The following is a 22,357-nucleotide window of genomic DNA, read 5'->3' on the forward strand; positions in this document are numbered from 1 at the left end:
TCCCCCGACTGGGGGAACGGGCCCGTTTCCGTTCCCCTCGGATCCCTCAGAGCGGCCGGAGCGCCGGTTCCTTCTTCACCGCGCCCAGTAGCCGGTCCAGCGCCAGCTCCACATCCTCTTTCCAGGAGAGCGTCGTACGCAGCTCCAGCCTCAGCCGAGGATGGCGTGGATGGGGACGTACGGTCTTGAAGCCCACCGCCAGCAGATGATCCGCGGGCAGCACACAAGCCGGCTCCTTCCAGCGGGCATCGCCGAACGCCTCGATCGCCTTGAACTCCCGCCGCAGCAGATCCTTGGCCACGGTCTGTACCAGAACCCGGCCGAGGCCTTGCCCCTGATAGCCCGGCTTGATCCAGGCGGTCATGAGCTGAGCCGCGTCCGGAGAGACGGGACTCGTCGGAAAGGCCATCGAGCGCGGCACATATGCCGGGGGTGCGTAGAGCACAAAGCCCACCGGCAGATCGTCGACATAGACGACACGGCCACAGGATCCCCACTCCAGCAGAACAGCTGAGATCCAGGCCTCCTTCTCCGTCTCCGATCTGCCGGCTCTTACCGCGGCTTCTCCGCTGACCGGATCGAGCTCCCAGAAGACACACGCACGACAGCGCTTGGGGAGATCCGGAAGGTTGTCCAGCGTGAGCGGTACGAGCCGACGCCCCATGAAGGCTGTTCTCCACTTCCTTCGCCTGCCGAGCCACCGGCGAAGCCGCCGATCACCCCAAGGCTCAACCCTGCTGACACCAGTTGACTGCGGCTCACCGATCGCATGGCCCTCGTTCTCCTCCTGAGGTGATCAAGGTGGATGCGCCATACCAGAACGCATCGTATCCACCCAGAGCTACCTGGCACACCGAGGGACAGCAAAGGGCGGGCTGTGTTCCGGTAAGCATGGAACACAGCCCGCCCGACGGCAGCGCGAGAACCTCAGCTCTCGTCGTCGTCCTCCCCGGAATCCCCGGAGAGCCCCTTGTCCAGGACGCGTCCTTCGCCGGGAGCGAGAGTGCCGAGAATCCGTTCCAGATCGTCCATCGAGGCGAACTCGACAACGATCTTTCCCTTCTTCTGTCCCAGATCGACCTTCACCCTGGTCTCGAAGCGGTCCGAGAGACGCGATGCCAGATCGGTGAGCGCCGGCGACAGCCGGGCACCAGCCCTCGGTCCCTTCGCCTTGGGCGTGCTCTGCGGACGCGAACCCATCAGGGTCACAATCTCTTCCACAGCACGCACCGAGAGCCCCTCGGCCACAATGCGATGCGCCAGCCGGTCCTGCTCCTCGGAGTCGTCCACCGACAGGAGAGCCCGCGCATGACCGGCCGACAGCACTCCGGCCGCGACCCTGCGCTGCACGGGGGGAGAGAGCCGGAGCAGCCGCAGCGTATTGGAGACCTGCGGACGGGAGCGCCCGATCCGGTCGGCGAGCTGGTCATGCGTGCAGTTGAAGTCCTTGAGCAACTGGTCGTACGCCGCGGCCTCTTCCAGCGGGTTGAGCTGGGCGCGGTGCAGATTCTCCAGCAGCGCGTCGAGCAACAGCTTCTCGTCGTCCGTCGCACGGACGATCGCCGGAATACGCTCCAGACCCGCCTCCCGGCAGGCCCGCCAGCGCCGCTCACCCATGATGAGCTCATAGCGCTCCGGTCCCACCTGCCGTACGACGACGGGCTGGAGAAGACCCACCTCCTTGATGGAGGTGATCAGCTCGGCCAGGGCGTCCTCATCGAACACCTCACGCGGCTGACGGGGATTCGGCGTGATGGAGCCGATGGGCACCTCGGCGAAGTGCGCCCCGGCGCTCGCTACGGGCTCGGGCACCTCCTCGGACTCCTGTATGACCGTCTCGGCCTCCGGTGCCATGGCGGCCTGCGGCAGTGAGGTCACCTTCGCGGCGGCCACACCACGGTCCGCAGTCAGTACCGGAACCGCTCCGGGAGGCGCCTGGGCCGCTCCTGGAGCGGGCACCTGCTTCTCCTGCGGAGCGGCAGGGATCAGCGCACCGAGCCCACGCCCCAACCCTCTACGTCGCTCGCTCACTGGATCCCCTCCGACATACTCTGCTGACTGTTCTGGCTGCCCACATGGGCCTGCTGGGCGTCATAGTGCACCCCGACCCCCCTCAGTGCGATTTCGCGGGCGGCTTCGAGATAGGACAGGGATCCGCTGGATCCCGGATCGTACGTCAGCACCGTCTGGCCATAGCTCGGTGCCTCCGAGATACGTACGGACCGAGGGATGCTCGTCCGCAGCACCTCCTTGCCGAAGTGACTCCGTACCTCTTCCGCCACCTGTGAGGCGAGCCGTGTCCTGCCGTCGTACATGGTGAGCAGGATCGTCGACACATGCAGCGTGCGGTTGAGATGCCCCCGCACCAGGTCGACGTTCCGCAGTAGCTGACCCAGCCCTTCCAGCGCGTAGTACTCGCACTGGATGGGGATCAGCACCTCCGCACCGGCGACCATCGCATTGACGGTCAGCAGACCGAGAGAGGGTGGGCAGTCGATCAGGATGTAATCCAATGGCTGCTCATATGCCTCGATCGCCCGCTGAAGTCGGCTCTCCCGTGCCACCAGCGACACCAGCTCGATCTCCGCACCGGCGAGATCGATGGTGGCGGGGGCACAGAAGAGGCCTTCGACGTCCGGGACCGGCTGGACCACCTCGGAGAGCGGCTTGCTCTCCACCAGGACGTCATAGATCGAGGGGACCTCGGCATGATGGTCGATACCGAGCGCCGTGGAGGCGTTGCCCTGAGGATCGAGGTCGATCACCAGCACGCGCGCGCCATGGAGCGCAAGCGAAGCGGCAAGGTTGACCGTGGTGGTGGTCTTCCCAACGCCGCCCTTCTGATTGGCAACGACCATGACACGCGTCTGCTCAGGACGGGGCAGACCCTCGCCGGCTCGGCCCAAAGCCTCTACCGCCAGCTGGGCAGCGCGACCAATGGGGGTGTCGTCCATCGGGGGTGGTGTTTCACGTGAAACATCCTCCCCCGCCGACTCGGTACGGGGACCGGGGACCGGATCGGTCATCGGTCCCGCGATGTTGGCGTCGGACCGCAAGGATTCACTCTCCTCGACTTCAGACTCGCAATGAAGAGAGCCTGCCATGCTTTCGGGGTCGCGAACCAGCGAGGCCCGTGGTTCTGTGGATGAATCCACATCTGTGGACAACCCCGTGCCCCTTACGAGGGGCTTTCGTCCGCGTGGAGTGGAAGCCTCGCGGCCACGGCCGATGATTCCCTGCAGCAGTGAGCGACGTTTCACGTGAAACACGATGCACGCGTCGCAGGCCCAGATCGTCACGACACTCCGCACTGCATCGGCAGGGCACCTTGTATGGAGCACCACCGGTAGACGGTGCGGACCGCTACGGCTCAGCGGCGTCGCCGCACACGACCCGCTCGGGCGGCCTTGGCCCGCTTCGTCGCGAACCTCACCCCACCGGGACTCTCCCCGACCTCGACCCGCACCACGGTGGCCAGCGGATCGACGATACCTTCTCCGACCTGGAGCACTGAGGTCTCCACGACACCGAGCTTGCTCAATGCCGCGCGGGCTCCCTTGATCTCCTCCTCGGCCGTGTCGCCCTTGAGTGCCAGCATCTCGCCGTACGGACGGAGCAGCGGCACTCCCCAGCCCGCCAGACGGTCCAGCGGAGCCACCGCACGTGCGGTCACCACATGCACCGGCTGGAGCGTGCCGAGGACCTCCTCGGCACGGCCACGCACCACGGTCACATGGTCCAAGCCCAGCAGCTCAACCACTTCCTGGAGAAAGTTGGTCCGCCGTAGCAGCGGCTCCAGCAACGTGATCTTCAGATCCGGCCGCACCAGCGCCAGCGGAATCCCGGGAAGGCCCGCCCCCGAACCGACGTCGCAGACCATCACGCCCTCGGGCACCACCTCGGAGAGCACCGCGCAGTTCAGCAGATGCCGCTCCCACAGCCGTGGTACCTCACGTGGACCGATCAGACCGCGCTTGACCCCCGCGTCCGCCAGCAGCTCCGCATAGCGCACGGCCTCGGGAAAGAACTCACCGAAAACCGCACGCGCCGCGTCCGGTGCAGGGGGAAGCTCTGCTGCCTCCGTCACGGGAACCGTCCTTCCATACCGAACCACCGACCGGTGGCTGACTATCAGGCTGGCAAAAATCGGCCCCGCCTGCGGAACAGACGGGGCCGGAAAGCGATGGACCGATCAGGCCGGGAGCACCACGACGAAACGCTGGGGCTCCTCGCCCTCGGATTCGCTGCGCAGACCCGCGGCGGCGACCGCGTCATGCACAACCTTCCGCTCGAAGGGTGTCATGGGGTTCAGCTTCACCGGCTCACCGGTGCTCTTCACCTCATCCGCGGCCTTGGCACCCAGCTCGGCCAGCTCGGTGCGCTTCTTGGCCCGGAAACCCGCGATATCCAGCATCAGCCGGCTGCGGTCCCCGGTCTCCCGATGGACCGCGAGCCGTGTCAGCTCCTGAAGCGCCTCCAGCACTTCACCGTCACGTCCCACCAGCTTCTGCAGATCCCGGCCGCCCGAGTCGCTGATGATCGAGACCGCGGCCCGATCGGCCTCGACGTCCATGTCGATATCGCCGTCGAGATCAGCGATATCGAGCAGACCTTCGAGGTAGTCGGCCGCGATCTCCCCTTCCTGCTCCAGGCGGGTCAGGGTGTCGCCCCCCTCGGCGGCGGAGATGGTGCCTTCCGTCACGGATGGACTCCTTCTTACTTCTTGGACGGGTGCTTGGGCCGCTGCTGGCCCTTATTGCGCTGCCCCGACTTGGCTTGGCGTGCGGAACCGGCGGCGGGCTTGCCCGTCGGCTTGGACTTGGTGTCCTGCGGCTCGTCCTTCTTCTGCAACGAGGTCTTCGCCACGTCGTCGGCGGCCTCGGAGTCATTGGCCTCGGCCGGCTTCTCCATACCCGGGTGGGCAGCGGCGGCGGCCTGTCGCTGCGCCTTGGTCTGGCGCTTGGGCTGCCGCCTCGCCGCAGCACCGGACTCGGCCTCGGCGGCGGTGGTCTCGCTCTTGATCACGGTGCCGTCGGCCTGGACCGCCAGACCCACCTTGGCCAGGCCCGTGACGAACTTGCGCTCGTTGTCGTTGCGGTCGGGCCCCTTGGCCACGATCGCCTTCACGACATTGCGCTTTCGACGGGACCGGACCTCGCTGTGGGAGGTGATGCTCTTGAGCAGCCGCTGGAGGTACTGGTCCTGCGCCTTGCTGCCCGGCGTCGGGTTCTGGTTGATCACATACATCTGCTGGCCCATGGTCCACACGTTGGTGGTCAGCCAGTAGACGAGCACACCGACGGGGAAGTTGATGCCGGTGACGGCGAAGATCAGCGGGAAGATGTACATGAGCATCTTCTGCTGCTGCATGTACGGCGTCTTGACCGTCAGGTCGACGTTCTTGGTCATGAGCTGGCGCTGGGTGTAGAACTGCGATGCCGACATCAGAACGATCATGATCGCGGTGACCACACGCACATCGGTCAGCGAGGCGCTCAGGGACGCGACCTTGTCACTGCTGTCGGTGAACTTGGCGGCCAGCGGGGCGCCGAAGATATGCGCCTGACGCGCGCTGTCCAGCAGCGACTGGTTGATGACACCGATCGTCTTGCCGCTCGCGATGCTGGAGAGCACGTGGTACAGGGCGAAGAAGAACGGTGACTGCGCCAGGATGGGAAGACATGAGGAGAGCGGATTGGTACCCGTCTCCTTGTACAGCTTCATCATCTCTTCGGACTGACGCTGTTTGTCGTTTTTGTAGCGCTCCTGGATCGCCTTCATCTTCGGCTGGAGCACCTGCATATTCCGGGTCGACTTGATCTGCTTCACAAAGAGCGGAATCAGACAGATCCGGATCAGCACCACCAGGGACACGATGGACAGTCCCCAGGCCCAGCCCGTGTCGGGGCCGAAGATCGTCCCGTACAGCGCGTGGAACTGGACAATGACCCATGAAACAGGTGTGGTGATAAAACTGAAGAGACTGGCAATCGTGTCCACTAATCAGGCTCCTTGAGCTTTGGGCGAGGTCTCTGCGGCTGGACCGGGAGTTTCGGGGGCCGATCCCCCGGAAGGCACGCCAGCGGCGGAGTGCCCGCCCCTACTGCCGCGCCACGCATTGCGCAGCAGTTCGTGCCACCGTGGGCGCTTACGCGGTGGGACATGGTCCACACCGCCCGGCGACCACGGATTGCACCGCAGAATGCGCCAAGCGGTCAGCGCCGTGCCTTTCACCGCGCCATGCCGGTCGATGGCCGTATATCCGTAGTGCGAACACGACGGGTAGTACCGGCAGACGGGCCCCAGCAGCGGGCTGATCGTCCACTGGTACAGCTTGATAAGAGCCAGCAGCGGGTACTTCATCGCGTGCCCCCTCCCAGCAGCCGCCGGAGAGCGGCATCCAGGTCTCGGGCCAGTTGTGCATGGTCGGCGTCACCCGCTCCGGGCAGCGCCCGTACGACAACCAGGCTACCGGGGGGCAGCTCGGGCAGTCGTTCGCGTATCAGATGACGAAGTCTGCGCTTCACCTGGTTACGTACGACGGCTCCGCCCACGGCCTTGCTTACGACGAAACCCGCACGCGTCGGGGAGGCGCTCTCCCCAGGCGCGTGCGGGTCCATTGCACCGCTACGTAGATGGACGACAAGAAGCGGGCGTCCGGCCCGGCGTCCTCGGCGTACCGCGGTCGCGAACTCCTCGCGCCGCCTCAGCCGATTCTCGGTAGGCAGCACGTCATGACCTGACGGCGATCAGGCGGACAGACGGGCGCGACCCTTGCCACGGCGGGACGCGAGAATCGCGCGGCCGGCACGGGTACGCATCCGCAGCCGGAAGCCGTGGGTCTTGGCGCGACGACGGTTGTTCGGCTGGAAGGTGCGCTTGCTCACTCGGGGGCTCCAGAGATGATGTGTGTGATGGCGGGACATCGCCTGGCTGTCACCGTGCGCCCACGATTAGCTCGCGTTTACGCCCGAGTGCACCGCTTCACAACCACAGATCGTGATCTTTGCCCATCGGAGGCAGGCGGCAGCAGCCATCGACAACTCGACCTGGTCACGGTACGCGCGGCTACGCCATCCGGTCAAACCAGCTCCGTGCCGGGCTCCATTGTGCACAGGCTGTGGACAACAACTTGAACCGCGTGGGCCGCCGTGACTACCGTGGCTGAACTCCGGATTCATTTCCTGCCGGTCTTCCCACCCCGTCCCGAGAACCACACATTCGTGGGACCTGCGAGAGAGCGTGCCTTGTGGCTGATGTACCTGCCGATCTTGCCGCAGTGTGGCCACGAGTGCTGGAGCAACTCCTCAGGGAGGGCCAGCAGGGCGTCGAGCCCAAGGACAAGCAGTGGATCGAACGCTGCCAGCCTCTGGCACTCGTCGCCGACACCGCGCTGCTCGCCGTCCCCAATGAATGGGGAAAGCGCGTCCTGGAGGGGCGGCTCGCCCCGCTCATCAGCGAGACCCTGAGCCATGAGTGCGGCCGGCCCATCCGGATCGCCATCACCGTCGACGACTCGGCGGCCGAGCCCACGCCACCGGCCCCGGCCGTACCCCAGCAGCACCGGTACCAAGGCCCGCTCCACGACGAGCAGCGGCAGGGGGATACATACGACTCCTACGGGCACCGCCCGTCGGACGACGGCATGCCCTCGGTGCGCCCCGCCTACCCGGACTACCAGCAGCAGCGCCCCGGCGCCTGGCCGCATACCCAGGAGGACCTGTCCTGGCAGCAGCCCCGGCTCGGCGGCTACCAGGAGCACGATCCGTACGCCACCGTGCGCCCGCAGCAGCCGCACGACTACCGGCAGCCCCAGGGGCTCGATCCCTCGCCGTACGAACAGCGTCCCGACCGGCGCGACCTCCAGGAGCCACCGTCACCGCGCCACGGCGGCGGACCCGGGGGAGGGCCCGGCGGTGGTCCGCACGGCGGTCCCCGCGGTGGAGTGCCGGGACCGCTCGGCGCCCAGCCCGCCCCGGCGCCGGGCCCCGGCGAGCCGCACGCCCGGCTCAACCCGAAGTACCTCTTCGACACCTTTGTGATCGGCGCGTCCAACCGGTTCGCGCACGCGGCGGCGGTCGCCGTCGCCGAGGCGCCGGCGAAGGCGTACAACCCGCTCTTCATCTACGGGGAGTCCGGGCTCGGCAAGACGCATCTGCTCCATGCCATCGGGCACTACGCACGCAGCCTCTACCCGGGCACCCGCGTCAGATATGTCAGCTCGGAGGAGTTCACGAACGAGTTCATCAACTCGATCCGTGACGGCAAGGGCGACACCTTCCGCAAGCGCTACCGCGATGTCGACATCCTTCTGGTCGACGACATCCAGTTCCTGGCGAGCAAGGAGTCGACGCAGGAGGAGTTCTTCCACACCTTCAACACGCTCCACAACGCCAACAAGCAGATCGTGCTGTCCTCGGACCGGCCGCCCAAGCAGCTCATCACCCTCGAGGACCGGCTGCGCAACCGCTTCGAGTGGGGGCTGACCACCGATGTGCAGCCGCCCGAGTTGGAGACGCGTATCGCGATCCTCCGTAAGAAGGCGGTGCAGGAGCAGCTCAACGCGCCTCCGGAGGTACTGGAGTTCATCGCCTCCCGGATCTCGCGCAATATCCGCGAGCTGGAGGGCGCGCTCATCCGGGTCACCGCGTTCGCCTCGCTCAACCGGCAGCCGGTGGATCTGGGTCTCACCGAGATCGTGCTCAAGGATCTGATCCCGGGCGGCGAGGACTCCTCCCCGGAGATCACCGCCGCGGCCATCATGGCGGCGACCGCCGACTACTTCGGTCTGACGGTGGAGGACCTCTGCGGCTCCTCGCGGAGCCGGGTGCTGGTGACGGCCCGCCAGATCGCGATGTACCTCTGCCGGGAGCTGACCGATCTGTCGCTGCCCAAGATCGGTGCGCAGTTCGGCGGCCGTGACCATACGACGGTGATGCACGCGGACCGGAAGATCCGGGCGCTGATGGCCGAGCGCCGCTCCATCTACAACCAGGTCACCGAGCTCACGAACCGCATCAAGAACGGCTGAGACGGCCGACGCGACCGGCGCCCGACACGCCTGACACGCCTGACACGCCTGACAGGGCTGACGCGGGCGGCGCGCCGCCCGTCGGCGAAGGGCGCCCGGGACACCGTCCGAGACGGTCCCGGGCGCCCTTCGTCGTGCCCCGCGGCACCGCCGCGTGCCCCTCGTGTCCTGCCCCGGGCCTCCTGTCGACCTCGCTGGCGCGTCGGTCTCGCGCCAGGGCTGTTCGAATCAGCGTCGGCCCGAGGGTCTTCTCCACAGATCGGGGAGCGATCTTCCGTCCACAGCCTGGGGACCACGAAGTTGTTCAGACTGTGTCCACAGGCGCCGCCATCGGAGAACCGTCGGGCCAGGTCAGGCCCCTGTGGAATTGTGGCTGACGCCGCTCCACAGGCTGTGGACGAAAAAATCTTCCACAGGGCGCGGTCGCGGTTGTCCACCGGCGGCCCACAGGCAGGCGCTCGTTGCCCACAGCCTGTCCACATCCCTGTCCACTGTTCGGCAACGAAACGCCCGGGATCGCTGAGTCGAGTGAAAGGCGTCACACCAAGGAGGCGGATTGGGCTGTGGGGAACCTGGGTAAAGCTGGGGACGGGTCTGGGGAGAAGTCCCTGTGTCCTGTGCATCGAATGTGCAGAACTTTCGCGCGTCCACAGAATCACTGAGTTGTCCACCGTGCGCGCCCACAGGGTCGGTGGACAAAAAAGTAGGTCTGACCTGCGGAAACGACGTTATCCACGGTTTCCACAGGCCCTACTACTACTGCCACTTAGAGTTACCGGGGAATCTGCTTGGAAGCGGGTCCTGTGCACAACTCGGCCCCCGAGCCTCCGACGCCTGTCGCGTCGACTTGACCCGCAGCCGCACCGAGTGTCGGCGCCGTACGTCAGACTGGTCCCCGGCATCACAGCCGACGACGAAGGCCAGCAGGGCGAGCCAGCAACAGCAGGAGGCGGTTCCGGTGAAGATCCGGGTGGAGCGCGATGTACTCGCGGAGGCGGTGGCCTGGGTGGCCCGCAGCCTCCCGGCCCGTCCGCCGGCGCCCGTACTTGCGGGCCTTCTGCTGAGGGCGGAGGACGGCGCTCTCAGCTTCTCCAGCTTCGACTACGAGGTCTCGGCGCGGGTTTCGGTGGACGCCGAGGTCGAGGAGGACGGCACCGTCCTCGTCTCCGGCCGGCTCCTCGCCGACATCTGCCGCGCCCTGCCCAACCGCCCCGTGGAGATCTCCACGGACGGTGTACGGGCGACCGTGGTCTGCGGCTCCTCCCGCTTCACGCTCCACACACTCCCTGTGGACGAGTACCCGGCGCTGCCGCAGATGCCTACGGCCACCGGCACCGTCCCCGGCGAGATCTTCGCCTCGGCCGCCTCCCAGGTCGCCATCGCCGCGGGCCGTGACGACACGCTGCCGGTGCTGACCGGCGTACGGATCGAGATCGAGGGCGACACGGTCACCCTGGCCTCGACCGACCGCTACCGCTTCGCGGTCCGTGAGTTCCTCTGGAAGCCGGAGTCCCCGGAGATCTCCGCGGTCGCCCTGGTGCCCGCCAAGACGCTGTTGGACACCGCCAAGGCGCTCACCAACGGCGACACGGTCACCCTGGCGCTCTCCGGGTCCGGTGCCGGTGAGGGGCTGATCGGGTTCGAGGGCGCCGGGCGGCGCACCACCACCCGGCTGCTCGAAGGCGATCTGCCGAAGTACCGCACGCTGTTCCCCACCGAGTTCAACTCGGTCGCGGTGATCGAGACCGCCCCGTTCGTCGAGGCCGTCAAGCGCGTGGCCCTGGTCGCCGAGCGGAACACGCCGGTGCGGCTCAGCTTCGAGCAGGGCGTGCTGATCCTGGAGGCCGGTTCCAGCGACGACGCACAGGCTGTGGAGAGGGTCGACGCGCAGCTGGAGGGCGACGACATCTCGATCGCCTTCAACCCGACCTTCCTGCTGGACGGTCTGAGCGCGATCGACTCCCCGGTGGCTCAGCTCTCGTTCACCACCTCCACCAAGCCGGCGCTGCTCAGCGGTCGGCCGGCCGTCGACGCCGAGGCGGACGAGGCGTACAAGTACCTGATCATGCCGGTACGCCTGAGCGGCTGACCCCACAGGTGAGTGGCCGGGTCCGGGCGTAGGCTCGGATCCGGGTACGCAATCGCCTCAACGCTTAAGGAATCCCTGATGGAGCTCGGTCTCATCGGTCTCGGCAAGATGGGCGGCAACATGCGCGAGCGCATCCGCCGCGCGGGCCACACCGTCATCGGATACGACCGCAATCCGGACCTTGCCGATGTGCACAGCCTTCAGGAGCTGGTGAGCAAGCTCAAGGGTCCCCGGGCCATCTGGGTGATGGTGCCGGCCGGTGCCCCGACCCAGGCGACCATAGACGAACTGGCCGCGCTGCTGTCCCCCGGCGATGTCGTGGTCGACGGCGGCAACTCCCGCTGGACGGACGACGAGAAGCACGCCGTCGAGCTCGGTATCAAGGGCGTCGGTTTTGTCGACTGCGGTGTCTCCGGCGGCGTCTGGGGCCTGGAGAACGGCTACGCGCTGATGTACGGCGGTACCCCGGAGCATGTGGCGCAGGTGCAGCCGATCCTCGACGCGCTCAAGCCCGAGGGCGACTTCGGCTCCGTGCACGCCGGCAAGGTCGGCGCGGGCCACTTCGCCAAGATGGTCCACAACGGCATCGAGTACGCCATGATGCAGGCCTATGCCGAGGGCTGGGAGCTGCTGGAGAAGGTCGACTCGGTCACCGATGTCCGGGAGGTCTTCCGCTCCTGGCAGGAGGGCACGGTCATCCGTTCCTGGCTGCTGGACCTGGCGGTCAACGCCCTGGACGCGGACGAGCATCTGGACCGGCTGCGTGGCTTCGCGGAGGACTCCGGCGAGGGCCGGTGGACGGTCGAGGCGGCCATCAACCACGCGGTGCCGCTGCCCGCGATCACCGCGTCGCTGTTCGCGCGATTCGCCTCCCGGCAGGACGACTCGCCGCAGATGAAGATGGTCGCGGCGCTGCGCAACCAGTTCGGCGGTCATTCGGTCGAGTCGAGCGAACCGACGAAGTAGCGGAAAAGCGGAAGAAGCAGAGCACCGAGCCGGGGGAGGCCGACGCACACCCATGCATGTCACGCACCTGTCGCTGGCCGACTTCCGCTCCTACGCCCGGGTCGAGGTCCCGCTCGATCCGGGCGTGACCTCTTTCGTGGGGGCGAACGGGCAGGGGAAGACCAATCTGGTCGAGGCCGTCGGCTATCTGGCCAGCCTCGGCAGCCACCGGGTGTCGTCCGACGCCCCGCTGGTGCGGATGGGTGCGGACCGCGCGGTGATCAGGGCCGCGGTCACCCAGGGCGAGCGTTCGCAGCTGATCGAGCTCGAACTGAATCCCGGCCGCGCCAACCGCGCCCGTATCAATCGGTCCTCGCAGGTCAGACCGCGTGATGTGCTGGGGATAGTACGGTCCGTGCTGTTCGCGCCGGAGGATCTGGCGCTGGTGAAGGGCGATCCGGGCGAGCGCCGCCGGTTCCTCGACGAACTGATCACGGCGCGCTCTCCCCGGATGGCGGGGGTGCGCTCCGACTACGAGCGGGTGCTCCGACAGCGCAACACCCTGCTGAAATCGGCGGCGATGGCGCGGCGGCACGGCGGGCGTGGCATGGATCTCTCCACGCTGGACGTATGGGACCAGCATCTCGCGCGCGCGGGGGCGGAGTTGCTGGCGCAGCGGGTCGATCTGATCGCGATCCTTCAGCCGCTCACGGACAAGGCGTACGAGCAACTGGCTCCCGGGGGCGGTCCGGTGGCGCTGGAGTACCGTTCCTCCGCCCTGGACGCCGTCGCCCTCGACGCCACCGCGGCCGGCCTCGCGGCCTCCGGCGCGGACCCGGTCCCGGGCGTGGACATCGGCGTGGGCGTGGACCCGCGCGCCGCCGCCGCGTCCGCGCATACGCGCGACGAGCTGTACGCACAGCTTCTGGCCGCCCTGGCCGGAGTACGCAAGCAGGAGATCGAGCGCGGAGTGACGCTGGTCGGTCCGCACCGCGACGACCTGGTGCTGAATCTGGGCCGTATGCCCGCGAAGGGATACGCCAGCCATGGCGAGTCCTGGTCGTACGCGCTGGCGCTGCGGCTGGCCTCGTACGATCTGCTGCGCGCCGAGGGCAATGAGCCGGTGCTGGTGCTGGACGACGTGTTCGCCGAGCTGGACGCGCGGCGGCGGGAGCGGCTCGCGGAACTGGTGGTTCCGGGTGAGCAGGTGCTGGTGACCGCGGCGGTGGACGACGATGTCCCCGGGGTGCTGGCGGGCGCCCGCTTCATGGTGGCCGATGGCGCGGTGGAGCGCATATGACCGGCCTTGGAGGCTCGGAACCGCCCATGGAGCTGCCCACCGGGCCGGGCGGCACTGCGCGGCCGCCGGTGCCCGAGTCCTCCGGTGTGGACCTGGCGCGGGTCGCGCTGCGCGCGGCCAAGGAGCAGGCGCGGGCGCGCGGAGCCGCCGTACAGCAGAGGAAGCAGGCCCGATGGGGCGGCGGGCTGCGGTCGGGCGCCGGGGCCGACGGACGCGATCCCCTGCCGCTCGGCGCGGCGATCAACCGGCTGATCACGGAGCGGGGCTGGGAGACACCGGCCGCCGTGGGCGGGGTGATGGGCCGCTGGCCGCAGATCGTCGGCGAGGACGTGGCGAAGCACTGTGTGCCGCAGCGGTACGACGAGGGCAAGGACGAGCGGGTCCTGACGGTCCAGTGCGATTCGACGGCCTGGGCGACGCAGTTGCGGCTGCTGGCGCCCCGGCTGGTGGCCCGGCTGAACGAGGATCTGGGCCATGGCACCGTACGGATGATCAAGGTGCTGGGGCCCGGCGGCCCGCCGCAGCGGTACGGACGCCTGCGCGCGCCGGGGAGCAAGGGACCGGGCGACACCTACGGCTGATCGCCCCGAGAGCCGGCCGCACCGGCCGGTCGCACGGACCGGATGTCCGACCGCACGGACCGGTTGCGAGGACCGGCCGCGCGGACCGGCTGTCGAGGACCGGCGCAGGGACCGAGCCCGGGTCGGTCGGCCGCCCAGCCGCGCTGTGGGACCGACTCCCAGGGCTCCCGGGCCGGCCCGCACGTCTTCCCGCCCGCACGGCTTCCCGCCGTACGACTCGCCTCCCGTCGTACGGCTCGCCTCCGGCCGTACGGCTCGCTGAGAGCCGCCCGCGAGCGGCCTTACCCGTACGGGTGAGTGAGTGGATCAGCTTTGACGTGAGGAGGGGAACCCTTCCTGACGTGGGGCAGGTCCCGTCCCCCTTAGGCCTCTTTCCAGGCCCCCGTCCCGCTCCCGCCCCGCTCCCGTCCGGCCCCGCCGACCTGCGAGAGCGCCCGGGGAAACCGCAGTGTCCCTCACCGTAGTGGGAGGTTGACAGCCCGAAGCGCCCTATGCCCGTGTGAGCCTCTTGGAGCCCCTTCCCGAATATGGGGAGTCGGCGGGCGCTCATTCAGGGCGGCACATGCGGACTCAGGTACCGGCAAACCCCCATTCGGGTCGGCGCTACCGGTAGACTGATGGGAAATCCCGCTGCGCTTGCGGGAACCGTCAACAGATGCTGACACAAGCCGAACGACGCAGCCGGTCCCCGCTTGCTCGGAGAACGGCCTGTGCTGTGCCAGAAAGGGCGCTTCGTGGCCGATTCCGGCAACCCCAATGAGAAGACTCCGTCCATCGCCACTGGTGAGAACGGCGAGGTCACCGCCTCGTACGACGGCAGTGCCATCACCGTGCTGGAGGGCCTCGACGCGGTCCGCAAGCGGCCCGGTATGTACATCGGCTCGACCGGTGAGCGTGGACTGCATCACTTGGTGTACGAGGTCGTCGACAACTCCGTCGACGAGGCCCTGGCGGGGCACGCGGACACCATCGACGTCACCATCCTCGCCGACGGCGGGGTGCGCGTGATCGACAACGGCCGCGGTATCCCGGTGGACATCGTTCCGTCCGAGAACAAGCCGGCCATCGAGGTTGTGCTCACGGTGCTGCACGCGGGCGGCAAGTTCGGCGGCGGCGGCTACGCCGTCTCCGGCGGTCTCCACGGCGTCGGTGTCTCGGTCGTCAACGCCCTGTCGTCGAAGGTCGCGGTCGAGGTCAAGCGCGACGGTTACCGCTGGACGCAGGATTACAAGCTCGGTGTGCCGACGGCCCCGCTGTTCCGCAACGAGGAGACGGGCGACTCGGGTACGTCGGTCACCTTCTGGGCGGATTCGGACATCTTCGAAACGACGGAGTACTCCTTCGAGACGCTGTCCCGCCGTTTTCAGGAGATGGCCTTCCTCAACAAGGGCCTGACCCTGACCCTGACGGACGAGCGCGAGTCGGCCAAGGCCGTCGTCGGTGCCGATGTCGCGGGCACGGATGTCGCCGAGGGCACGGCTGAGGAGCCGGCCCGTACGGTCGAGTACTACTACGAGGGCGGCATCGTCGACTTCGTGAAGTACCTCAACTCGCGCAAGGGCGAGCTGATCCACCCGACGGTCATCGACGTGGAGGCCGAGGACAAGGAGCGGCTGCTCTCCGTCGAGATCGCGATGCAGTGGAACGCGCAGTACAGCGAGGGTGTGTACTCGTTCGCGAACACCATCCACACGCACGAGGGCGGAACGCACGAAGAGGGGTTCCGGGCCGCTCTGACGGGTCTGGTCAACCGGTACGCGCGCGAGAAGAAGTTCCTGCGCGAGAAGGACGACAATCTCACCGGTGAGGACATCCGCGAGGGTCTGACGGCGATCATCTCGGTGAAGCTGGGCGAGCCCCAGTTCGAGGGCCAGACGAAGACCAAGCTGGGCAACACCGAGGCGAAGACCTTCGTCCAGAAGGTCGTCCACGAGCATCTGACGGACTGGTTCGACCGCAATCCGAACGAGGCGGCGGACATCATCCGCAAGTCGATCCAGGCCGCCACGGCCCGGGTCGCCGCCCGTAAGGCACGCGACCTCACCCGTCGCAAGGGCCTCCTGGAGAGCGCGTCGCTGCCGGGCAAGCTGAGCGACTGCCAGTCCAACGACCCCTCCAAGTGCGAGATCTTCATCGTCGAGGGTGACTCCGCCGGCGGTTCCGCGAAGTCCGGCCGCAACCCGATGTACCAGGCGATCCTGCCGATCCGCGGCAAGATCCTGAACGTCGAGAAGGCACGGATCGACAAGATCCTCCAGAACACCGAGGTGCAGGCGCTGATCTCGGCGTTCGGCACGGGTGTGCACGAGGACTTCGACATCGAGAAGCTCCGCTATCACAAGATCATCCTGATGGCGGACGCCGATGTCGACGGACAGCACATCAACACGCTGCTGCTGACGTTCCTGTTCCGCTTCATGCGGCCGCTGGTCGAGGCCGGGCACGTCTATCTGTCGCGTCCGCCGCTCTACAAGATCAAGTGGGGCCGGGACGACTTCGAGTACGCGTACTCCGACCGCGAGCGCGACGCCCTGGTCGAGCTGGGCAAGCAGAACGGCAAGCGCATCCGCGAGGACTCGATCCAGCGCTTCAAGGGTCTGGGCGAGATGAACGCCGAGGAGCTGCGGGTCACCACCATGGACATCGACCACCGTGTGCTCGGCCAGGTCACCCTGGACGACGCCGCCCAGGCCGACGATCTGTTCTCGGTGCTGATGGGCGAGGACGTCGAGGCGCGGCGCTCCTTCATCCAGCGCAACGCCAAGGACGTCCGCTTCCTCGACATCTGAGTCGGTCACAGCCGACGGATCTCAGCTCACGGATTCGAAAAGGCCGAAAGGAACACTGACCAGCAATGGCCGACGAGAACACCCCTGACACTCCTGACACACCCACCGTCCCCGATCCCGGCGCCCCGGAGACCGCCACCGCCGTGGAGGGCCTGACCGTCCGCGTCGAGCCGGTCGGGCTCGAGACGGAGATGCAGCGCTCGTATCTCGACTACGCGATGTCCGTCATCGTGTCGCGCGCGCTGCCGGACGTACGGGACGGGCTCAAGCCCGTCCACCGGCGGGTGCTGTACGCGATGTACGACGGCGGCTACCGGCCCGAGAAGGGCTTCTACAAGTGCGCCCGTGTCGTCGGTGACGTCATGGGTACGTACCACCCGCACGGCGACTCCTCGATCTACGACGCGCTGGTCCGGCTGGCGCAGCCGTGGTCGATGCGGATGCCGCTGGTGGACTCCAACGGCAACTTCGGTTCTCCGGGCAACGACCCGGCCGCGGCCATGCGGTACACCGAGTGCAAGATGATGCCGCTGTCGATGGAGATGCTCCGGGACATCGACGAGGAGACCGTCGACTTCACGGACAACTACGACGGCCGCAACCAGGAGCCGACGGTCCTGCCGGCGCGGTTCCCGAATCTGCTGATCAACGGCTCGGCCGGCATCGCCGTCGGTATGGCCACGAACATCCCGCCGCACAATCTGCGCGAGGTCGCGGCCGGTGCCCAGTGGGCGCTGGAGCACCCCGAGGCCACGCACGAGGAGCTGCTCGACGCGCTGATCGAGCGGATCAAGGGCCCCGACTTCCCGACCGGCGCGCTGGTGGTGGGCCGCAAGGGCATCGAGGACGCGTACCGCACGGGCCGCGGTTCGATCACGATGCGCGCGGTGGTCGAGGTCGAGGAGATCCAGAACCGCCAGTGCCTGGTGGTCACGGAGCTTCCGTACCAGACCAATCCGGACAATCTCGCGCAGAAGATCGCCGATCTCGTCAAGGACGGAAAGATCGGCGGCATCGCGGACGTCCGCGACGAGACGTCCTCGCGTACGGGCCAGCGGCTGGTCGTCGTCCTGAAGCGGGACGCGGTCGCCAAGGTCGTACTGAACAACCTGTACAAGCACACCGATCTCCAGACCAACTTCGGCGCGAACATGCTGGCGCTGGTCGACGGCGTGCCGCGCACGCTCTCCCTCGACGCGTTCATCCGCCACTGGGTGACGCACCAGATCGAGGTCATCGTCCGCAGGACGAAGTTCCGGCTGCGCAAGGCCGAGGAGCGGGCGCACATCCTGCGCGGTCTGCTCAAGGCGCTCGACGCGATCGACGAGGTCATCGCGCTGATCCGGCGCAGTGACACGGTCGAGACCGCGCGCACGGGCCTGATGGGGCTGCTCGCGATCGACGAGATCCAGGCGAACGCGATCCTGGAGATGCAGCTCCGCCGGCTGGCGGCCCTGGAGCGGCAGAAGATCGTCGCGGAGCACGACGAGCTCCAGCTGAAGATCAACGAGTACAACGCGATCCTGGCCTCGCCGGAGAAGCAGCGTCAGATCGTCAGCGAGGAACTGGCCGTCATCGTCGACAAATTCGGCGACGACCGGCGTTCGAAGCTGGTGCCCTTCGACGGTGACATGTCCATCGAGGACCTGATCGCCGAGGAGGACATCGTCGTCACCATCACGCGTGGCGGCTATGTGAAGCGTACGAAGACCGACGACTACCGCTCGCAGAAGCGCGGCGGCAAGGGCGTACGGGGCACGAAGCTGAAGGAAGACGACATCGTCGACCACTTCTTCGTCTCGACGACCCACCACTGGCTGCTGTTCTTCACGAACAAGGGCCGGGTCTACCGGGCGAAGGCGTACGAGCTGCCGGACGCGGGCAGGGACGCCCGGGGTCAGCATGTGGCCAATCTTCTGGCCTTCCAGCCGGACGAGCGGATCGCCGAGATCCTGGCCATCCGGGACTACGACGCGGTGCCGTATCTGGTCCTGGCGACCAAGGCGGGTCTGGTCAAGAAGACCCCCCTGAAGGACTACGACTCGCCCCGTTCGGGCGGTGTCATCGCGATCAACCTCCGGGAGACCGAGGCGGGCGCCGACGACGAGCTGATCGGCGCCGAACTGGTCTCGGCCGAGGACGATCTGCTGCTCATCAGCAGGAAGGCCCAGTCGATCCGGTTCACCGCTACGGACGATGCCCTGCGTCCGATGGGGCGAGCCACATCGGGTGTCAAGGGGATGAGTTTCCGCGAAGGCGACGAACTGCTGTCGATGAATGTCGTCAGGCCCGGTACGTTCGTCTTCACCGCCACAGATGGCGGGTACGCGAAGCGAACCGCCGTGGACGAGTATCGCGTCCAAGGTCGTGGTGGACTCGGAATCAAGGCCGCCAAGATCGTGGAGGACCGCGGATCGCTCGTCGGCGCGCTGGTGGTGGAGGAAACGGATGAGATCCTTGCCATCACCCTCGGCGGCGGTGTGATTCGCACGCGAGTCAACGAAGTCAGGGAGACGGGCCGTGACACCATGGGCGTCCAACTGATCAATCTGGGCAAGCGCGATGCCGTCGTCGGAATCGCGCGTAATGCCGAGGCCGGCCGCGAGGCGGAAGAGGTCGACGGGACCGATGACCCGGGGACCGATGAGGCGGGTACGGCCGAGGTCGTCGCCGAGGACAATCCGTCCTCGGCCGGGGAGCACGAGGAGTAGAGCGTGAGTGGAGCCACGGGCGCCGGATCGGCCGCTTCCGGAGCGAACGTTGCCCGTGGCCCTGCCACGGACTCCCAGGGGGTAACGGTGACCGATACCCGGGGGCACAAGCCTCCGTACGAAACCTATGGCGCTGAGCAGTCGCAGCCGACCGCCCAGCCCTATCACCCGCCGCAGGCGTATCCCTCGCCCGGCGGGGGAACGCAGGGCGGACAGCAGGGACCGCCGCAGGGCATGGCCGGGGCGTCCGCGCCCCTGGCCGGCGGTACGGCCGCGACCACGGCCGTACGCCGTCCGAGGACGGGCGCGCGGACGACTCCGCGGACGCGCAAGGCCCGGCTGCGGGTGGCGAAGGCCGATCCGTGGTCGGTGATGAAGGTGAGCTTCCTGCTCTCCATCGCACTGGGCGTCTGCACCGTCGTCGCCTCCGCGGTGCTGTGGATGGTCATGGACGCGATGGGCGTCTTCTCGACGGTCGGCGGGACGATCAGCGAGGCCACGGGCTCGAACGAGAGCAACGGCTTCGATCTCCAGTCGTTCCTGTCGCTGCCGCGGGTGCTCATCTTCACGTCGGTCATCGCGGTGATCGACGTGGTCCTGGCGACGGCGCTGGCAACGCTCGGCGCCTTCATCTACAACCTGTCGGCCGGCTTCGTGGGTGGTGTCGAGCTCACGCTCGCCGAGGACGAGTGAGCTAGGGGTATCGATTTTGGGGCTGGCCCTGGAGTGCGCTAATCTTCAGGGGCAGCGCGGGGCTATAGCTCAGTTGGTTAGAGCGCATCCCTGATAAGGATGAGGCCACAGGTTCAAATCCTGTTAGCCCCACCGCGTCAATCGGGTCCGTACGGAACGCCTCCGTATGGGCCCGATTGCATTTCGTAGTTCTTCCGATCGACAGCGATTTCCGCCTGATGAAGGCTGGAGTTGGGTCGCGGACAGGTCACCGATCGGTATCGGTCGGTGTGTATAGTCGGGCGCCAGAAGTCCCCTAAGTCAAGGAAAGACGAGGTCGCGCGGTGAAGAAGCTTCTCCTGATCGCACTGGCCGCCATTGGCGGGCTCCTCGTGTACCGCCAGATCCAGGCGGATCGCGCCGAGCAGGATCTGTGGACGGAGGCGACCGACTCCGTGCCCGCAGGTTCGGGTGTGTGAGACCAACAGTCCTGAAATGGGAGCCCCGGCCGCCGAGCGGCCGGGGCTTCGTGCTGCCGGGGGCTTTGCGTTGCCGGGGGTTCGTGTTGCCGGGAGCTTCGTGCGAGCGGCTTTGTGGTTCAGGGAGCTTCGTGCCGGGAGCTGCGCATCAGGGCTGTGTATCAGGACTTCGTATCAGGGCTTCGTGGCAGGCCTTCGTATCAGGGCTTTTCGCGGGTGGGGCTTTGTGCTGATGCGTTCACTGGCGTGAATCCATCGCTTGCGTGAGCAAAGCGTGTGGGTGGGCCGGTGTGGGGGGACAGCGGCGGGAACGCCGGGGCAGGATGGACGCGCGTCGCGCCCGCCGCGGCGCGCGACGGCCGAGAGGGCGAGGGGAAGCGCGTGAAGTGGCAGCGCAGCAGGGGCCGGGTGGCGTCGGCCGGGGCGGCGGTGATGTGCGCGGCGGCGGTCTGCGCCGTGATGGCGCTGCCGGGGCAGTCCTGGGCAGCGGTCGGCGAGCCGAGCCCGTATGTCTTCGACCCCGGGGCACGGCGGATCGAGGGAGCGGCGACCACGAGCGACGCGCGGCCGCTGGACTCGGGTGCCACCTACCGGGACTCGATCCTGCCCGGCGGCAAGCTCGTCTACCGGCTGAATCTCGACGCTACGACGAACGCCTATGTTTCGGCGGTGGCCGTGCCCCAGCTCGGTACGACGGTCGCCTACGGGGACAGGATCAAGGTTTCGCTCCAGGACCGCCGGGGCGGTGACTGCAGCTCCAACGACGCGCAGTTCGGCTCGGCCGGCCGGTTCCCCAGACCGCTCGCGGCCTATGCCTACCGGATGATCGAAGCGGGCGCGTACTCCTGCCAGGAGGCCGGTCCTTACTACGTCGTCATCGAGCGGACCAGCGATGACACCTCCACGCCCGAGCCGTGGGAGCTGGAGATCCGCCATGTCTCCGAGCCGGGGCTCACGACGGCGGGTGGCCCCTCCGAGGCGCCGTCGGAGTGGCCGAGCGCCTCTCCCGGTCCGGCTGGGGGCGCGCCGAGGGAGCGGGAGGGCGGTACCAGCTTCTTCGACGCGCGGGCGCTGGCCGACGGCGAGTGGACGACACGGATCGAGCCCGGCGAAACGCTCTTCTACAAGGTGCCGGTGGACTGGGGACAGCAGCTCTTCGCCGGCGCCGATCTGGGCAGCTCCGACGGCAGAGGCTTTGTGACAGGTGCTCTGACCATGTCCCTCTACAACCCGGCGCGGGGACTCGTCGACAGCACCGGTGCGATGTCGTACAACGGCAAGCAGAAGACCACGGCGCTCGATCCGCTGCCGCCGGTGGCGTACGAGAACCGCTTCGGCTCCCGTACGGGGGACAAGGAGATGCGGTTCGCCGGCTGGTACTACCTGAGGGTCAGTCTCAATCCCCAGGTGGGCGAGGAGTTCGGGGACAGGCCGTACGGGCTGACGGTGCAGGTGGACATCGAGGGCCGGGCCACCGCCGGACCGGGGTACGACGGGCCCGCGGGCGACTTCGCGCTGGACGGCGGCGGCGAGGCGGGCGGTCCTGGCGGCGCGAGGAGCGACGGCACGATGGTGCTGGTCGCGGTCGGCGGGATCGGCGCGGGCACGGTGCTGGTACTGGGGCTCGGGGTATGGACGCTGCTCGCGCGGCGGCGCGCGGGCCGGGGGCCTGGCCAGGGACCGGGGGCGGGCACGGTGGAGATGCCTGCGCGGCCCTCGCCGCCTACGCAGTCGTACGGGCCGCCCTCGGCCTGGTAGCG

The 22,357-nt window shown here is 67.7% G+C and carries 19 protein-coding genes and 1 tRNA gene; 11 read left to right on the forward strand and 9 right to left on the reverse strand.

Going from position 1 to position 22,357, the window contains the following annotated elements; genetic code table 11:
• Nucleotides 1–46: 46 nt before the first annotated feature.
• The 9 genes from ACWGDX_RS34490 to rpmH form a co-directional block, all read right to left on the reverse strand.
• The gene (locus ACWGDX_RS34490; RefSeq protein WP_363079894.1) at nt 47–664 is read right to left on the reverse strand and encodes a GNAT family N-acetyltransferase; all 618 of its coding nucleotides are present in this window, start codon (nt 662–664) and stop codon (nt 47–49) included.
• A 263-nt stretch (nt 665–927) separates the two neighbouring features.
• Nucleotides 928–2,031: a ParB/RepB/Spo0J family partition protein gene (locus ACWGDX_RS34495; RefSeq protein ID WP_453632084.1), complete on the reverse strand. Its 1,104-nt coding sequence runs from the start codon at nt 2,029–2,031 to the stop codon at nt 928–930.
• Entirely contained in the window at nt 2,028–3,104 is a 1,077-nt protein-coding gene (locus ACWGDX_RS34500) for a ParA family protein (protein WP_388558757.1), read from the reverse strand. Before ACWGDX_RS34500 ends, ACWGDX_RS34495 begins: the two co-directional genes overlap by 4 nt.
• A gap of 266 nt (nt 3,105–3,370) precedes the next feature.
• Nucleotides 3,371–4,087 carry a 16S rRNA (guanine(527)-N(7))-methyltransferase RsmG gene (gene rsmG / locus ACWGDX_RS34505; protein ID WP_365902162.1) on the reverse strand — a complete coding sequence of 239 codons (717 nt, stop codon included), beginning with the start codon at nt 4,085–4,087 and terminating at the stop codon, nt 3,371–3,373.
• 105 nt (nt 4,088–4,192) lie between these two features.
• Nucleotides 4,193–4,702: a Jag family protein gene (locus ACWGDX_RS34510; RefSeq protein ID WP_093594279.1), complete on the reverse strand. Its 510-nt coding sequence runs from the start codon at nt 4,700–4,702 to the stop codon at nt 4,193–4,195.
• 14 nt (nt 4,703–4,716) lie between these two features.
• The gene (gene yidC, locus ACWGDX_RS34515; protein ID WP_453632086.1) at nt 4,717–6,000 is read right to left on the reverse strand and encodes a membrane protein insertase YidC; all 1,284 of its coding nucleotides are present in this window, start codon (nt 5,998–6,000) and stop codon (nt 4,717–4,719) included.
• A gap of 3 nt (nt 6,001–6,003) precedes the next feature.
• The gene (yidD, locus tag ACWGDX_RS34520) at nt 6,004–6,363 is read right to left on the reverse strand and encodes a membrane protein insertion efficiency factor YidD (RefSeq protein ID WP_453632088.1); all 360 of its coding nucleotides are present in this window, start codon (nt 6,361–6,363) and stop codon (nt 6,004–6,006) included.
• Entirely contained in the window at nt 6,360–6,731 is a 372-nt protein-coding gene (gene rnpA, locus ACWGDX_RS34525) for a ribonuclease P protein component (protein ID WP_363079888.1), read from the reverse strand. The genes yidD and rnpA overlap by 4 nt, the downstream gene beginning before the upstream one ends.
• An 18-nt stretch (nt 6,732–6,749) precedes the next feature.
• On the reverse strand, nt 6,750–6,887 hold the full coding sequence (gene rpmH / locus ACWGDX_RS34530) for a 50S ribosomal protein L34 (RefSeq protein WP_003949374.1): 138 nt from the start codon (nt 6,885–6,887) through the stop codon (nt 6,750–6,752).
• A 362-nt stretch (nt 6,888–7,249) separates the two neighbouring features.
• Here rpmH and dnaA point away from each other — a divergent pair, with 362 nt between their 5' ends.
• The 11 genes from dnaA (at nt 7,250) to ACWGDX_RS34585 (ending at nt 22,355) form a co-directional block, all read left to right on the forward strand.
• Nucleotides 7,250–9,031 (forward strand): chromosomal replication initiator protein DnaA, encoded by a 1,782-nt coding sequence (gene dnaA / locus ACWGDX_RS34535; protein WP_453632090.1) that lies wholly within the window; start codon nt 7,250–7,252, stop codon nt 9,029–9,031.
• Between the two features lie 958 nt (nt 9,032–9,989).
• On the forward strand, nt 9,990–11,120 hold the full coding sequence (gene dnaN, locus ACWGDX_RS34540; protein ID WP_363079886.1) for a DNA polymerase III subunit beta: 1,131 nt from the start codon (nt 9,990–9,992) through the stop codon (nt 11,118–11,120).
• A gap of 78 nt (nt 11,121–11,198) precedes the next feature.
• The gene (gnd, locus tag ACWGDX_RS34545; RefSeq protein ID WP_453632092.1) at nt 11,199–12,086 is read left to right on the forward strand and encodes a phosphogluconate dehydrogenase (NAD(+)-dependent, decarboxylating); all 888 of its coding nucleotides are present in this window, start codon (nt 11,199–11,201) and stop codon (nt 12,084–12,086) included.
• 52 nt (nt 12,087–12,138) lie between these two features.
• Entirely contained in the window at nt 12,139–13,365 is a 1,227-nt protein-coding gene (recF, locus tag ACWGDX_RS34550; protein ID WP_453632094.1) for a DNA replication/repair protein RecF, read from the forward strand.
• A gap of 26 nt (nt 13,366–13,391) precedes the next feature.
• Entirely contained in the window at nt 13,392–13,946 is a 555-nt protein-coding gene (locus ACWGDX_RS34555; RefSeq protein ID WP_453632127.1) for a DUF721 domain-containing protein, read from the forward strand.
• Between the two features lie 710 nt (nt 13,947–14,656).
• Nucleotides 14,657–16,735, forward strand: a complete 2,079-nt coding sequence (gene gyrB / locus ACWGDX_RS34560; RefSeq protein WP_453632096.1) for a DNA topoisomerase (ATP-hydrolyzing) subunit B — start codon at nt 14,657–14,659, stop codon at nt 16,733–16,735.
• A 65-nt stretch (nt 16,736–16,800) separates the two neighbouring features.
• Complete coding sequence (gene gyrA, locus ACWGDX_RS34565; protein WP_453632098.1) at nt 16,801–19,446, forward strand: DNA gyrase subunit A; 2,646 nt, start codon at nt 16,801–16,803, stop codon at nt 19,444–19,446.
• 87 nt (nt 19,447–19,533) lie between these two features.
• Nucleotides 19,534–20,139 (forward strand): DUF3566 domain-containing protein, encoded by a 606-nt coding sequence (locus ACWGDX_RS34570; protein WP_365902168.1) that lies wholly within the window; start codon nt 19,534–19,536, stop codon nt 20,137–20,139.
• A 58-nt stretch (nt 20,140–20,197) separates the two neighbouring features.
• Nucleotides 20,198–20,271: transfer RNA gene (locus tag ACWGDX_RS34575), tRNA-Ile, on the forward strand.
• A 191-nt stretch (nt 20,272–20,462) separates the two neighbouring features.
• Nucleotides 20,463–20,597 (forward strand): DLW-39 family protein, encoded by a 135-nt coding sequence (locus tag ACWGDX_RS34580; protein ID WP_208857699.1) that lies wholly within the window; start codon nt 20,463–20,465, stop codon nt 20,595–20,597.
• A 381-nt stretch (nt 20,598–20,978) separates the two neighbouring features.
• Entirely contained in the window at nt 20,979–22,355 is a 1,377-nt protein-coding gene (locus tag ACWGDX_RS34585; protein WP_453632100.1) for a hypothetical protein, read from the forward strand.
• The last annotated feature ends 2 nt before the right edge of the window (nt 22,356–22,357 follow it).

The organism is Streptomyces sp. NPDC055025, from assembly GCF_053608565.1.